Source organism: Chryseobacterium gregarium DSM 19109, from assembly GCF_000430845.1.
In the GTDB taxonomy this organism is placed as follows: domain Bacteria; phylum Bacteroidota; class Bacteroidia; order Flavobacteriales; family Weeksellaceae; genus Chryseobacterium; species Chryseobacterium gregarium.
In genome coordinates this window covers 86,665-100,076 of the sequence record NZ_AUMU01000017.1, presented here as the reverse complement: position 1 = coordinate 100,076, position 13,412 = coordinate 86,665, and the positions used below count along the sequence as shown (strand labels likewise).

Genomic DNA, 13,412 nt, shown 5'->3' with positions numbered 1-13,412 from the left:
ATAAATTATTTATTTACCACAACTATTTTTCTTATCAGGCCATCAGAAGATCCGTCTGTAAGCGATACGGCTTTTCCGTTTTTCCAATAGGTGGCTTTGGCAGCCGGTGAAGAAATCATCTGAGATCCGGCCACATAAACATCTGTCCCTGAAACACTGACGCTTAATGCTTCAGAATAGCCTGATTCATTCATCAATGATACCGGCACACCATTTTTTAAATATTTAGCCACCAAATCATTTCCGTTTGAAGAAAGACCAGTGCCTGCAACATACATATCATTATCTGAAATTGCGACAGAAGAGCCTCTGAAACTTGAAGTACCATCCTGCAAAACCACTGGAGCAGACAGATTTTTGGAATATTGTGTTCTCAGTTGTCCGAAACTGTTGTAAGAGGCAGACCATACCATGACCAGATCATTATTGGAAACGGCAATTGCCTGATCTGCTGCGTAGGTCGACTGATCTGCCAAATCTTTAACCTGGCCATTTTTCCAATAGCATGCAATGGGATTTGACCAGGTAAGCTCGCGTCTTTCACCGATGACGTAGACATCATTGTTATAAACAGCAATTCCTGATGCAACGGCATTCTGGTTTTGATCCGTCAGATTAATTGCAACACCGTTTTTCCAATACTTTGCCACATAAGTAGTTCCGGCACTAATCATTTCCTGTCCAGCGATATAGATGTCATTTCCCCGGATGAAGATATCGTTTGCGTATGCATCTCTGCTGCCATCTGTAAGATCTGTGGCCAAGCCATTCTTCCAATATTTCGCAACATGTTTTCCGGCATTATTGATTTCGTAACCAACCACATAAACATCATTGTTAACCACTACCAATCCATTGGCATCAGACACACCTGAAGCTTTTCCTAAAACAACAGGATCGCCGTTTTTCCAGTATTTGGCAACATAATTTTCTCTTCCTGCTGCATACACATCCTGAGATTGAGCCGAAGGGATTACTTCTATATCTGCATCATCATTACTTCCACACGAATAACTGATAAAACCAAACATGACCATGATAAACAGACTGAGTAAAGATTTAATTTTCATATATTACTTTTTTAATGAAAAAAGATCTCAAAAATTAAGCCGCCTTTATGAAATTTTAATTTTCCATAAATTGAATTACACGATTAACAATAAATTATTATTGAAATACAATTAAATCAACAGAACAATATCTGTTTACTAATTGAGATGCATAAAAAAGACAGATAACATCTTTTTAAATTGGCCATAAAACTCAAAATTAAAGACAATAAATACAATCGTTGCCACTGTTTTTTTAATATCTCTATATTTAAAATTTCTTCTGATAAATAATATTAAATTCCTGAAATGCGCCCATATTTATATACAGCAAACTTTCAACACATAATTTCAATTGTTACTTGAAAATTAATCGACTCCAGGCATGGATTTACACCCCTATTAAACGGTACTTATAGGAAGCCACCTGCCATATCGGGACAAAATCATAAGAGACAAAGCACAAATTGCATTAATTCAATTGCCGTAAAGATTAATATGAGGAAATTTAAGTCTATTGGAGTTATAGACCGTAGAAATTCCGGAAAGGTCTCTAGAGCACTTGACCCATTATTAAATACTAAAAGAGCAATAAAAATTATCACAGGCTCTGAATAGGTTATCTAAAACAAGGAAAGTTGTATCGGTTTTGGTTTTGAAGGTTTTTCAGCATCCCCGAAAACGGTTTTCCCGCCGAAACGCCATGAGTTCTGCCGTTCTTCCTCAATCACATCATTGATGTCAAAATCCGGGGTGAAATTTTTCTCAGCTTCTGCAATGATGGTGTGAAGTTTATTGACTGACTGTAATTTATCAGAATTTCCCAGTTTGGATTTTTCAATTCCCTTCTGCAGAATATTGATGGTTTCATCATAAACGTTCAGCGGTACGGGAAACGGATGGCCGTCTTTCCCCCCGTGTGCAAAAGAAAATCTCGCAGGATCGCGGAACCTTGAAGGTGACCCGTGGATCACTTCACTTACCAAAGCCAGGCTCTGCAAAGTTCGCGGACCGACCCCTTTTAACAAAAGCAGTTCTTCAAAGTTCTCAGGCTGGTTTTCCCGTGTCATATACAGAAGCGTTCCCAACTTTTTCAAGTCGACATCGGAAGCCCGGACCTCATGGTGTGCAGGCAGGATCAGATTGGCAAAATCCTGCATGATCTTTTCTGAATGGGTGTGGGAAATTTCCAAAATTCCCTTCCGGCTTTCCTGTGCTTCATGGGCCGTTAAATTTAAAATATTTCCGCGGTTGATTCCCTGGATACCTTTGTGCGGTTCATCAACAAAGGATTCCATATTCTCGGAATGCCAGTGGTAACGTCTTGCCGTTCCGTCTGCATCGTTCATTCCCTGCTGCACGACTGTCCAGTTTCCTTCGTCTGAAACGATGAAATTATGGAGGTACAATTGATAACCGTCCTGAATTGCCGTGTTGTCGACTTTTGCAGAGAGTTTACTGGCGCGAACCAGTTCCGTTCCGTTCAGTCCTGTTTTATCGGCGATAATAAGAAGCTCATTAGGCGTTTCCCTGGAAAACCGGCCTTTTCCGCCACAGATATAAATGCCGAGTTCTTTGGATCCCGGATTGATGCTTCGTTTCAATGCTCCCATAACGGAGGTGGTAATTCCGGAAGAATGCCAGTCCATCCCCATCACCGCCCCGAAACTCTGAAACCAGAATGGATCCGCCAGCCTTCTGAGCACCTCATCCTTTCCGTAATCTGCCAGCATGACTTCTACAATTGAAAGTCCCAATACAGACATTCTTTCGTACAGCCAGGGCGGAACTTTTCCGTAGTGAAGGGGTAAGGTGGCGGTTCCGGAACGTTTCATAGTGTAAAAGTACGTTTTAAACAGATGATATTTAATGATCCGGATCAGTTATTTCAATACACTGTTATTATAAGTTAAGATTAAATAGTACGAAGAACATGATTCTGAGAGAATGACCGCCCCCTATGCCTTTATTGAATATACTTCATGTAAAGACGTATTTAACAGAAAAGCCTTGTGAAGATAATCTTCACAAGGCTCTATAAAAATTTTTCCGGATAATTATTTTAGGGCTTCTAAAGCGGCACTGTAATCAGGCTCGTTGGCAATCTCAGAAACCTGTTCCGTATAGACTACTTTATTGTTTTCGTCAGTCACAATTACGGCACGGCTTAAAAGGCCTTTCATCGGAGAATCTGTGATCGTTACTTCATAATCATCACCGAAAGTCCCTCTGAAATCCGAAAGTGTTTCCACATTATCCAGGCCTTCCGCTGCACAGAATCTCGTCAGGGCAAACGGCAGGTCTTTAGAAACATTGATTACCACGGTATTTTCCAGATTATTGGCCTCTTCATTGAACTTTCTTGCTGAAGCTGCACAGGTAGGCGTATCAATGCTTGGAAAAATATTGAATACCTTTTTTTTACCTTCAAAGTTTTCCAGCGTTTTTACATTCAACCCTGAATCCACCAAAGCAAAATCTCTGATTGCAGATCCTATTTCAGGAAGTTTTCCCAATGTATTTACCTCGTTTCCTTTTAGCGTGATGCTTGACATAATGTAATTCTTTTTTTAAGTTTCTCAAATTTAATGAAAACGGGAAACTTTTCCTTTGCAATAAGGTTAAATAATTCTTAAAGTGGAAAATCTTTTTCAGGATTGACCTTAAAAATTAATTTTTAACTAAATTTGTGAGTCTTAAAAAATCAAATAATAAATAACAGTATAATGTCAGACAAATCAAAAATCTATTACACCCTTACGGATGAAGCTCCCATGTTGGCTACCCACTCGTTTTTACCGATTGTAAAAGCGTTTACCAAATCAGCAGATATTGAGATTGCCGTTCCGGATATTTCTTTGGCAGGAAGAATTTTAGCCAATTTCCCGGAGTTCCTGAAAGATGACCAGAAGATCGGTGATGCTTTGGCTCAATTGGGCGAACTGGCCACCCAGCCCGATGCGAACATTATCAAGCTGCCTAATATTTCCGCTTCCGCACCTCAGCTGGATGCGGCTATTGCCGAATTGCAGTCTAAAGGTTTCGCGGTTCCGAACTATCCGGCAGAACCTAAAAATGACGAGGAAAAAGCCATCAAAGCCAAATATGCCAAAGTATTGGGAAGTGCCGTTAACCCGGTGTTAAGAGAAGGAAATTCTGACAGACGTGCGCCGAAAGCCGTTAAAAACTATGCCAAGACCAACCCGCACAGAATGGGCGACTGGGCTTCTGACAGCAAAACGGATGTGGCTCACATGAATACGGGAGATTTCTATGGCACCGAGACTTCCATTACTCTTGAAAATGCTACACAATATAAGATTGTATTCAAAGGCGATGAAAGTTCTGAATCCCTGTTAAAAGATTTCGCCAGCCTGCAGGCCGGAGAAGTAATCGATTCTTCCGTGATGAACCTGAATGCTTTGAGATCATTCGTAGAGCAGGCGATCAGCGAAGCGAAAGACAAAAACGTACTGCTTTCCGCCCATCTGAAAGCGACGATGATGAAGATCTCCGACCCTATTATTTTCGGGGCCATCGTAGAAACGTTCTTCAAAGAAGTATTTACGAAATATGCCGAAACATTCAGATCGCTGGATGTCAATCCGAACAACGGTCTTGCGGATCTTTTTGATAAAATCAAAGGGAATGAGCAGGAGGCCAATATTAAAGGCGATATTGAAGCGGCCCTGGTTAACGGACCGAGAGTAGCTATGGTGAACTCCGACAAAGGGATTACCAATTTCCACGTTCCTTCCGACATTATCGTTGATGCTTCCATGGCAGCCTTAGTAAGAGGCGGCGGTAAAATGTGGAACAAAGACGGAAATGAGGAAGATACGGTTTGTATCATCCCGGACCGTTCGTATGCCGGGTTCTATCAGTCCGTGATTGACGATATGAAAGCACACGGAAAACTGGACCCTACGACCATGGGTTCTGTTCCGAACGTTGGTTTAATGGCACAGAAAGCGGAAGAATACGGTTCCCACGATAAGACATTCCAGGCGGCGGCTGACGGAACCATTGAGGTTCAGGATGAAGCCGGAAGCGTGCTTCTTTCCCAGAAAGTGGAAAAAGGAGACATCTTCAGAATGTGCCAGACAAAAGATGCCCCGATCCAGGATTGGGTAAAATTAGCGGTTAACAGATCCAGGCTGTCGGATACGCCGGCTATTTTCTGGTTAGATAAAGGAAGGGCCCATGACAGGGAAATGATCAAAAAAGTGGAAAAATACCTTGCGGATCATGATACTACCGGACTTGACATTAAGATTCTTGATGTGAAAGATGCCATGACGGAAACCCTGAAAAGAGCGAGAGAAGGAAAAGATACCATTTCTGTTTCAGGAAACGTACTGAGAGATTATTTAACAGACCTTTTCCCGATTCTTGAACTGGGAACTTCTGCAAAAATGCTTTCTATCGTTCCGTTGATGAACGGCGGTGGGTTATTTGAAACCGGAGCCGGAGGTTCTGCACCGAAACACGTGGAACAGTTCGTTGAAGAAGGTTATTTAAGATGGGATTCTTTAGGTGAATTCCTGGCGCTTCAGGCTTCCCTGGAACACCTGGCACAGACCCAGAACAATACGAAAGCGCAGGTTCTGGCAGATGCACTGGACGAAGCCAATGCTAAATTCTTAGCTACCGATAAATCCCCTGCAAGAAAAGTGGGACAGATCGATAACAGAGGATCTCACTTCTACCTTGCCATGTATTGGGCTGAAGCACTGGGCAACCAGACGGCAGATGCTGAATTATCAGCTCAGTTTGCTCCGATTGCCAAAACCATGCAGGAAAACGAGGAAGTGATTAACTCTGAACTGATCGGGGCACAGGGCAAACCTCAGAACATTGACGGCTATTACAAAACTGATAAGTTTAAAACGTATCAGGCCATGAGACCAAGTACGGTGTTGAATGAAATCATTGACGGGATTTAATTCCGGAACCGATTAAAATAAAGTAAAGCTCCTTTTACAAGGAGCTTTCTTATTTCTGCTAAAGTATAAATGATTTTAAAACAGCATCAAATGTAAGTTATTTTATTCTTCTGACATCAGGAAGCATCTCAATAATATGATCAATATTTTTTTGATATAATCAATAGTATCATACCACTTAAAGCTTAAAAAAACAGGATTAATATCCATCTCTACAATCTGTTTTAAAAGCCGCTAAATCTGTAATTAACCATGCGCTTTTCTCAGTTTGATTATGCTTAACACAAGCAATCCCAAAATACCAAGTACAAAATACCCTTCGGCCACTTCCAGCTGAACCTGAGGTTTTATAACGGCTACAATCCCATAGCTGATGGCTGAGGTAATAATAAAGGCAACCCCGCCTGTGAGTCCGCCTGCGATTCCGGCAGAATCCGGGAACCGGCCGATGCAGTAGGAAAAATAATTATTGAAAATAAATCCGGCCGTGATATGAATTAAAAAGGCAAACGCCACCAGGCTGTAGATGTTATTTGAAAAATAAGAAGCCGAAAACATGGCTGCGATCAATCCCAGCTGTACAAAATTTGCATACCGGATCTTAGGTAAAAATGCTCTGTTGATCAGCGCTTTCCCGAGAAATCCGCCGGTCATCCAGGCAAACCCGAGGATTAGGGAAACATATCCGGCCACAACTTCCGAATACCCCATTTTATGCTCAATAATAAATGACCCGCACAGGTTGAAGAACATAATCATCGAATAACTCAGTCCGCACATAATCATTCCGTAAAAAAAATCTTTCGCTTTAAACATCGAATTATATTCCTTCAGTAAAAATTCCAGATGAAAAGGATTTCTTTTTTTCAGGGTTTCCCCCGAAAAGATAAACTCCAGAATGAACAGCAGCAGGCTGTATCCGGCCAGCACATAAAAATTCGACTGCCATCCGAAAATTTTCTGCAGGTACCCGCCGATAAACGGGGCTATGATAGGCCCTACCGACCAGACAATCGTCATGATGCTGAGGTAATGCTTCCGCTCTTCCCCATCGTAGACATCTACGAAAAAGGCGCGCTTCGATACCACAGCAAATCCCGACAGCATGCCCTGAAGTACCCGCATCGCATAGATTACAAAAATATTCTGGGTGGTTGCCGTAATCAGAAATGAAACCACGAACAAAGCCAGCGAAATCATAGAAATTTTATACCGTCCGAATGAATCAACAATGCTTCCGGCAAAAAACTGGGTCAGTCCGTAGCTGATCAAGAATATGGACAGGGTAAGCTGGATGCTGCTTTCCGGCTGGTGCAGTCCGAGGGCCATACTCGGCATTGAAGGCAGATAGATATCCGTTGCCAGGCCCGACATCGGGATGACGGCAAATGCCAGAAGGGTGGCAATAAATTTATTTTTTTCTTTGAGTGTAACCATTGCTGTTTCTAATATTTTGTCATAAAACCCGGATTTCTGATATTCTTCAGAAATCCGGATCCGGTAGCATCTTTAGTTGTTGACCAGTTTCATGGAACCTTCACTGTACCTTTCCCCGGTATCCGGATATTTTTTCAGGATGGCATCGATGGTGTCCAGGTCTGATGAAGAAAGTTCGATATTCACCGCCTCAATATTTTCTTCGAGGTATTTAATCCGTTTGGTTCCCGGGATCGGAATAATGTCTTCGCCCTGGTTCAGAACCCAGGCCAAAGCCAGCTGTGTTCCCTTAACCCCTTTTGAAGCGGCGAATGCATTGATCTCTCCGGCCAGGTTCGTATTATTTTCCAGATATTTTTCCTGATAGCGCGGCAGCGATTTCCTGAAATCATCATCTCCGAAATGCTGAGCTTCGCTGATATTGGAAAACAGTCCCCTTGCCAGCGGCGAATAAGGGACCAGGGTAATACCCAGCTCCCGGATTGCAGATAAGATTTCTCCTTCAACATCACGCGTCAGAAGTGAGTATTCCGATTGTAAAGCCGTGATCGGATGAACGGCATGGGCTTTCCTGATTGATTCTGCAGACGCTTCCGACAGCCCGAGGTATTTTACTTTTCCCGCCTGTACCAGTTCGGCCATGGCGCCTACCGTTTCCTCCACCGGAATATTGGGATCTACCCTGTGGGCATAATACAGGTCGATTTCATCGATTTTCAACCGCTGAAGGCTCAGGTCAACCGCCTTCCTGATCCATTCCGGCGAGCCGTCGAAGTAGGTTCCCGGGGCTCCGCTGTGGCCTGCGTTCCCGTCTTTAAACCTGAACCCGAACTTTGTCGCAATAAAAATTTTGTCGCGGTTCGGGACCAGTACTTTTGAGATCAGTTTTTCATTCTCTCCGTTGGCATACATATCTGCCGTATCCAAAAAGTTCACGCCCAGATCCAAAGCTTTGTGAAGAGTCTGTATACTTTCCTGCTCGTCTGCAGGCCCGTACGCAAAACTCATTCCCATGCATCCTAAGCCGATGGCAGACAATTCTTTTCCTGTATTTCCTAATTTTCTGAATTTCATAAGTTTTCGTGATTTTAAATTAACAGGACAAAATTATAATAGAAACAGTACGGTTTCAATATAGAAATCAAACAAAGAATTATAAAAATCAAACAACAGCCGTTCTTATGGCATTCGGGGTCATTCCGGTCTGCTTCTTAAAATAATTGGTGAAATAGGCAGGCTCTTCAAAACCCAGCCCGTAAGCAATTTCAGAGACGTTCCAGTCTGTATGCTTCAGCAGTGCCTGGGCTTCATGGATAATCCTTGACGTAATCTGCTGCGTAGTGGTTTTTCCGGTGATTTCCTTAACGGAGCGGTTGAGTGAATTGACATGGATGGAAAGGTTCTCGGCGTAATCCGTCGGGGTCTTCAATTTCAGGTACCGTTCCGGGCTGTCAATCGGAAACTGTCTTTCCAGCAACTCCATAAACAGGGCAGCTACCCGCTGCGAAGCATTCTGATACGGTTCAAAGTTATCGGCAGGATGCATTTTCATTGTTTCGTGGATCAGCAGGTGGAGATAGGCCCGGAGCATATCATATTTATGCGGGTAATCTGACTTTATTTCGTCCGTCATCTTTTGAAAAAGACCATTTACTGTTTCCTGCTGCCGTTCATCCACAAAGAAAACCGGGGTTCCGCCTACCTTAAAAAGTTTGGAATCAAGAAGGGTTCCGGAACGGCTGCCGTTGTGCAGAAAGTGATCGGTAAAAAGACAGAAGTACCCTTTCTGATTTTCATCTTCCGCCTCCCAGGAATAAGGCACTACAGGATTTGAAAACAGCAATGCAGGACGGTCGACATAAATCCACTTGTCTGCGTAATGAAGCGTCCCTTTACCGATGATCAGCGAAATTTTATAGTAATCTCTCCTGCTGTACGGCGTAATGGATGAACAGTTATCCCGGGAAAATACATTGAAATGGCCTACCCCCGGGGTCTTCATACAGCCGAACTGACCGGCATTACGTTCATAAAAGTCCTGTATCGTTTCTTTAGATTCCATTATCCAAAATTATAAAAATCAAACAACACCACATTATAAATTAACAAAAAAATTGACTGATCCGGAGAACAGCCAATTCAGCCTTGAATATATTTTTTGATTATCTTTTTTAATGATGCTTTTTTCCATGGTGTTTAGGCTGATGGGCCTTTGCTTTCTTATTCATGTGCTTATAACGCTTATCATTATTTTTACTTCTGTTATAAACCGCTACAGGATTCTGTCCTTTATAGTATTTGTTTTTGAACTTTGCGTATTTATCCTTTCCCAGAATCCTTTCAAGTTCCACGTATCTGTCATTTCTCCAGCGATCAGGATTGCTGACATATACGCTGTTCCATGAATTATAATCACGGTACCGGTCGTTTAATGCATATACCTGGTTTGCCTGGGTGCTTGACAATACGAGATCCGAAATCACACTTTGCCAGTTGATATCCGTAACACTTCTTCTGTAGTCATTGTAATAATCGGACTGCGCATAACTTAAGCTGAATGTCCCTAACAATAACGCTGTACATAACCACTTTTTCATATTTACCCGTTTTAAAATTAAACTGAAGGATAACGCGCAATTAAAATGCCAATCCATTTTCATGAGCTGGGGATACAGAAAACTTTGCTGGATTTATTGTACAAGAGAGATTAAAAAAATTCTGCCATTCACACAGCCTGCAGATAACAGGCAATAAATAAAATTCAGGACAGAAATGCTCAGAAAAATAAGCGGGAAAAAGTTTATAAAATTATAATCGCATACCAAACAGACATTGTAATTTTTAATTCGTAATTTAGAACAGGTGTTACCGGCACTGATATCTAACAGTCAAAACCTTAATATTATGGAAAATATAACGTTTCAGGTCTCTCCCCATCAGGACGAACTTCAGCTATTGATCGATGAAAAAAAACCGGGTTATATGTCGGTAAAGATTGACGGCAGGGTACTGATTGTGTATTACACCAAGATCGATGAAGAATATGAAGGCAAAGGGTACGCAAAAATGCTTCTGGATGAGTTGGTAAGATACGCCGAAGAAAATGACTTGCTGGTAGATCCGGAATGTGATTTCGTGAGGCAGCAGTTTGAAAACCATCCGGAAAGGTATAAAGAGATCTGGCACGCTTAAATTAATCTTTCCACCACCTCTTGAAATGATGCTCTGCCTGATTCAGCTCAACCGGCTCGCCGATCATCGGGGTCAGGATATTTAAATTTTTATCTTTCCCGAGACGGGTTACCTGATCCAGAGGTTCATTCCAGGCGTGTAATGCCAGCGCAAATTTTGAGGAATGCACAGGAATAATATTTTTGGCATTCACATCGATACTGGCCTGAATAACATCTTCCGGCAGGGCATGAATGTACTTCCAGGCTTGATTATACTGTCCGTTTTCCATGATGGCGTAATCAAAAGGCCCGTATTGTTCGCCGATCCTCTTAAAATGGGTATCGTAGCCGCTGTCGCCTCCCAGGAAAAATTTTTGAGACGGGGTTTCCAGAACATAGGAAGTCCATAAAGTGACATTCCTTTTCATCTTCCGGCCTGAAAAGTGCCTTGCCGGCGTAAAAGTGATTTTAATACCGTTTTTTAAAGCAGCTTCACTTCCCCAGTCTTCTTCGATCAGCTGCTCGGGAGCATATCCCCATCTTTCCAAATGAGCACCGACTCCCAGCGGCAGAATTACTTTTCCGACCCTGTCCCTGATGGCTTTAACAGTGGGGTAATCCAGATGGTCATAATGGTCATGGGTAATTACCAGATAGTCAAGCTGAGGAATATCATCCGGCGTAAACAGGTCTGCACCCGCAAAGGCTTTGTTAAAAAACCGGAACGGTGAGCCATAGGAGCTCAGCACGGGATCTACCAGAAAAGAAACCCCCTCCAGCTGCATATAATAGGAGGAATGGCCCAGCCATATAAAAACATCCTTGTCTTCAGGCAGGCTCTTGATATCGGTATGGACCGCCGGAATGTTTTTCAACGGTTTTAAAAGCGGATTTTTCTTTTTAAAAAAGAAGTCGAGCATTACCTTCGGCATGGAATACCCTTCTGCAAGCGAAGGCGTGATACTGAGATTCTGAAACTGCCTGTCTTTATAATGTTCCGACTGCTGTATCCTTTCCAGTCTTTTCCCTTTCGCTTCGGCACCGAACACTTCCCGGCCGGTAATCAGGAGATATAATAAAACGATTAAAACGGCTATGCCAATTATTGTGTACATCATGATGTATAAGGTGTCAAATGTATAACATTACGGGATATGACGATCCATCAACCGTAAACCTTTAAATTAATTGAAATAATCATCAATTAATTTACCAACTAATGGCTAAACTTTTTAATTTTGAATTCCAATACAATAAAAATTGCAGAAGAATTATTTCATCATCTTCTTACTCATTACCGTAACTTCCTGCACATCAGCCAGAAGACACAATGAGCAGAGATCTTCCTGCCTCCCTCCGGAAAAACTGAGAGAGGATGTGGATTTTGCCTATTCCCGGCTGAAAGAGCTGCACCCCCAGCTTTACCTGTATATTTCCAAAGAAAATCTGGACCGTAAATTTGACAGTGTCAAAAAGACAATCCATGAACCGCTTACACCGCTTCAGTTTTATTTTAAATTACAGCCGGTCATCTCAGACATCCGTGAAGCGCATCTTTCGCTGAGAATCCCGATGAAAAGGCTTTCAAGAAAGGAAACCAAAGCCCTGGAAAATAAAAAAGCCATGTTCAGCCGTTTCGGGTATTATGTCCAGGGGAAGCACCTTTACATTGCAGAAAACAAAGATTCAATTCAGGGCATTAAACCGGGAACGGAAATCCTGTCCATCAATACAATTCCGGCATCCGCCTACCTGAAAAAATACGGGCAGCTCATCAACAGTGACGGTTTCAATACCACCTTCCAGCCTTATTTCCTGAAAGACTGGCTCTTCTATTTTTATGTGGCCGAGAACGGGTATGAAAACGGAGCAAAACTGGAAACGCTGTATAACGGAGCAAAAAAAACGTACTTCCTGGCCAGAGAAACAAAAAACACGGCAGATCTTGAAAAAGACAAGGCACAGCAAAAGCGGACTCCGGAGAAAAAGATCAATGACTATGTAGCTTTCAACGATTCGTATAACCGTTCTTTCAAATTTCTGGATGCCGACAGCAGCATGGCCTATATCAAAGTAAAAAGCTTTTCAAGAGCCTATTCCGTGAAATTTTACCAGGAAGCTTTCAGCAAAATTAAAAAAGCAGAATCCGACTATCTGATTATTGATGTGAGAAACAATTACGGCGGCTCCCTGGAAGAGATCCTGAACCTGTATTCTTATCTGAGTCCTGAACCTTATGTCCTGATAAAGCCTTCGGAGGTGACATCGAAAACCTCTCCCCTGAAAACAAAATATTTCAGGAAAAGCAATCCTCTCGAATATGTTTTTAAAGGTCTTGCCTACCCTGTTTTTTTCTTTGCCCAGGCATTCGGAACCTACAAAAAAGACGGGAAATTTTATTACCGTATGAAAGCTGCTAAGGAAGCAAAGCCCAACAAAAATGTTTTTACCGGAAAGGTCTTTGTCCTGATAAACGGCGGGAGCTTCTCCGCTTCTTCTATTTTTACAGCGAAACTGAAGAATGATAAACGGGCTGTTCTTGTCGGTGAGGAAACCGGCGGCGCCAATGACGGGACCGTGGCCGGGTTTTATTCCTATCAGCAGCTCCCTAATTCTAAAATTGACCTTCCTGTCGGACTGGTGCTGGTACAGCCTGATATTGCTTTCACCCACACCAGGAAAGGCGTACTCCCTGATGTTACGGTAAAAGAAACCCTCCATGATATCATCAGTAAAAAAGATCCACAGCTGGATTGGATAATGAATGAAATCCATAAAGAAAAGACCGCCGGCACAAAGTAAACTGT

The 13,412-nt window shown here is 42.4% G+C and carries 11 protein-coding genes; 3 read left to right on the top strand and 8 right to left on the bottom strand.

What is annotated here, in order from left to right; translation table 11 throughout:
* Positions 1-5: 5 nt before the first annotated feature.
* From H561_RS0117615 to tpx, 3 genes are all read right to left on the bottom strand, one after another.
* The gene (locus H561_RS0117615; RefSeq protein ID WP_027388208.1) at positions 6-1,070 is read right to left on the bottom strand and encodes a hypothetical protein; all 1,065 of its coding nucleotides are present in this window, start codon (positions 1,068-1,070) and stop codon (positions 6-8) included.
* 602 nt (positions 1,071-1,672) lie between these two features.
* Positions 1,673-2,884 (bottom strand): DUF763 domain-containing protein, encoded by a 1,212-nt coding sequence (locus H561_RS0117610; protein ID WP_027388207.1) that lies wholly within the window; start codon positions 2,882-2,884, stop codon positions 1,673-1,675.
* A 222-nt stretch (positions 2,885-3,106) separates the two neighbouring features.
* Entirely contained in the window at positions 3,107-3,604 is a 498-nt protein-coding gene (gene tpx / locus H561_RS0117605; protein WP_027388206.1) for a thiol peroxidase, read from the bottom strand.
* 171 nt (positions 3,605-3,775) lie between these two features.
* Here tpx and H561_RS0117600 point away from each other — a divergent pair, with 171 nt between their 5' ends.
* Entirely contained in the window at positions 3,776-5,995 is a 2,220-nt protein-coding gene (locus H561_RS0117600; protein WP_027388205.1) for an NADP-dependent isocitrate dehydrogenase, read from the top strand.
* 246 nt (positions 5,996-6,241) lie between these two features.
* On the opposite strand, the gene H561_RS0117595 is transcribed toward H561_RS0117600, so the two are convergent.
* The 4 genes from H561_RS0117595 to H561_RS22740 form a co-directional block, all read right to left on the bottom strand.
* A complete protein-coding gene (locus tag H561_RS0117595; RefSeq protein WP_027388204.1) occupies positions 6,242-7,432 on the bottom strand; it encodes an MFS transporter in 1,191 nt (396 codons plus the stop codon).
* Between the two features lie 72 nt (positions 7,433-7,504).
* Complete coding sequence (locus H561_RS0117590; protein ID WP_027388203.1) at positions 7,505-8,506, bottom strand: aldo/keto reductase; 1,002 nt, start codon at positions 8,504-8,506, stop codon at positions 7,505-7,507.
* Between the two features lie 88 nt (positions 8,507-8,594).
* A complete protein-coding gene (locus H561_RS0117585) occupies positions 8,595-9,494 on the bottom strand; it encodes a helix-turn-helix domain-containing protein (protein WP_027388202.1) in 900 nt (299 codons plus the stop codon).
* A gap of 109 nt (positions 9,495-9,603) precedes the next feature.
* On the bottom strand, positions 9,604-10,029 hold the full coding sequence (locus H561_RS22740) for a hypothetical protein (RefSeq protein ID WP_034762648.1): 426 nt from the start codon (positions 10,027-10,029) through the stop codon (positions 9,604-9,606).
* Between the two features lie 307 nt (positions 10,030-10,336).
* Between H561_RS22740 and H561_RS0117575 the strand changes: the two genes are divergently transcribed.
* Entirely contained in the window at positions 10,337-10,624 is a 288-nt protein-coding gene (locus tag H561_RS0117575) for a GNAT family N-acetyltransferase (protein WP_027388201.1), read from the top strand.
* A gap of 1 nt (position 10,625) precedes the next feature.
* On the opposite strand, the gene H561_RS0117570 is transcribed toward H561_RS0117575, so the two are convergent.
* A complete protein-coding gene (locus tag H561_RS0117570; RefSeq protein WP_081411688.1) occupies positions 10,626-11,723 on the bottom strand; it encodes an MBL fold metallo-hydrolase in 1,098 nt (365 codons plus the stop codon).
* A 142-nt stretch (positions 11,724-11,865) separates the two neighbouring features.
* On the opposite strand from H561_RS0117570, the gene H561_RS0117565 reads away from it, so the two are divergent.
* Positions 11,866-13,407: a S41 family peptidase gene (locus H561_RS0117565; RefSeq protein ID WP_027388199.1), complete on the top strand. Its 1,542-nt coding sequence runs from the start codon at positions 11,866-11,868 to the stop codon at positions 13,405-13,407.
* Positions 13,408-13,412: the final 5 nt, after the last annotated feature.

What these genes read in the sequence shown, in the direction of transcription:
- H561_RS0117615 (WP_027388208.1), bottom strand. Translation starts at nt 1,070, where the DNA reads ATGAAAATTAAATCTTTACTCAGTCTGTTTATCATGGTCATGTTTGGT.
- H561_RS0117610 (WP_027388207.1), bottom strand. Translation starts at nt 2,884, where the DNA reads ATGAAACGTTCCGGAACCGCCACCTTACCCCTTCACTACGGAAAAGTT.
- tpx (WP_027388206.1), bottom strand. Translation starts at nt 3,604, where the DNA reads ATGTCAAGCATCACGCTAAAAGGAAACGAGGTAAATACATTGGGAAAA.
- H561_RS0117600 (WP_027388205.1), top strand. Translation starts at nt 3,776, where the DNA reads ATGTCAGACAAATCAAAAATCTATTACACCCTTACGGATGAAGCTCCC.
- H561_RS0117595 (WP_027388204.1), bottom strand. Translation starts at nt 7,432, where the DNA reads ATGGTTACACTCAAAGAAAAAAATAAATTTATTGCCACCCTTCTGGCA.
- H561_RS0117590 (WP_027388203.1), bottom strand. Translation starts at nt 8,506, where the DNA reads ATGAAATTCAGAAAATTAGGAAATACAGGAAAAGAATTGTCTGCCATC.
- H561_RS0117585 (WP_027388202.1), bottom strand. Translation starts at nt 9,494, where the DNA reads ATGGAATCTAAAGAAACGATACAGGACTTTTATGAACGTAATGCCGGT.
- H561_RS22740 (WP_034762648.1), bottom strand. Translation starts at nt 10,029, where the DNA reads ATGAAAAAGTGGTTATGTACAGCGTTATTGTTAGGGACATTCAGCTTA.
- H561_RS0117575 (WP_027388201.1), top strand. Translation starts at nt 10,337, where the DNA reads ATGGAAAATATAACGTTTCAGGTCTCTCCCCATCAGGACGAACTTCAG.
- H561_RS0117570 (WP_081411688.1), bottom strand. Translation starts at nt 11,723, where the DNA reads ATGATGTACACAATAATTGGCATAGCCGTTTTAATCGTTTTATTATAT.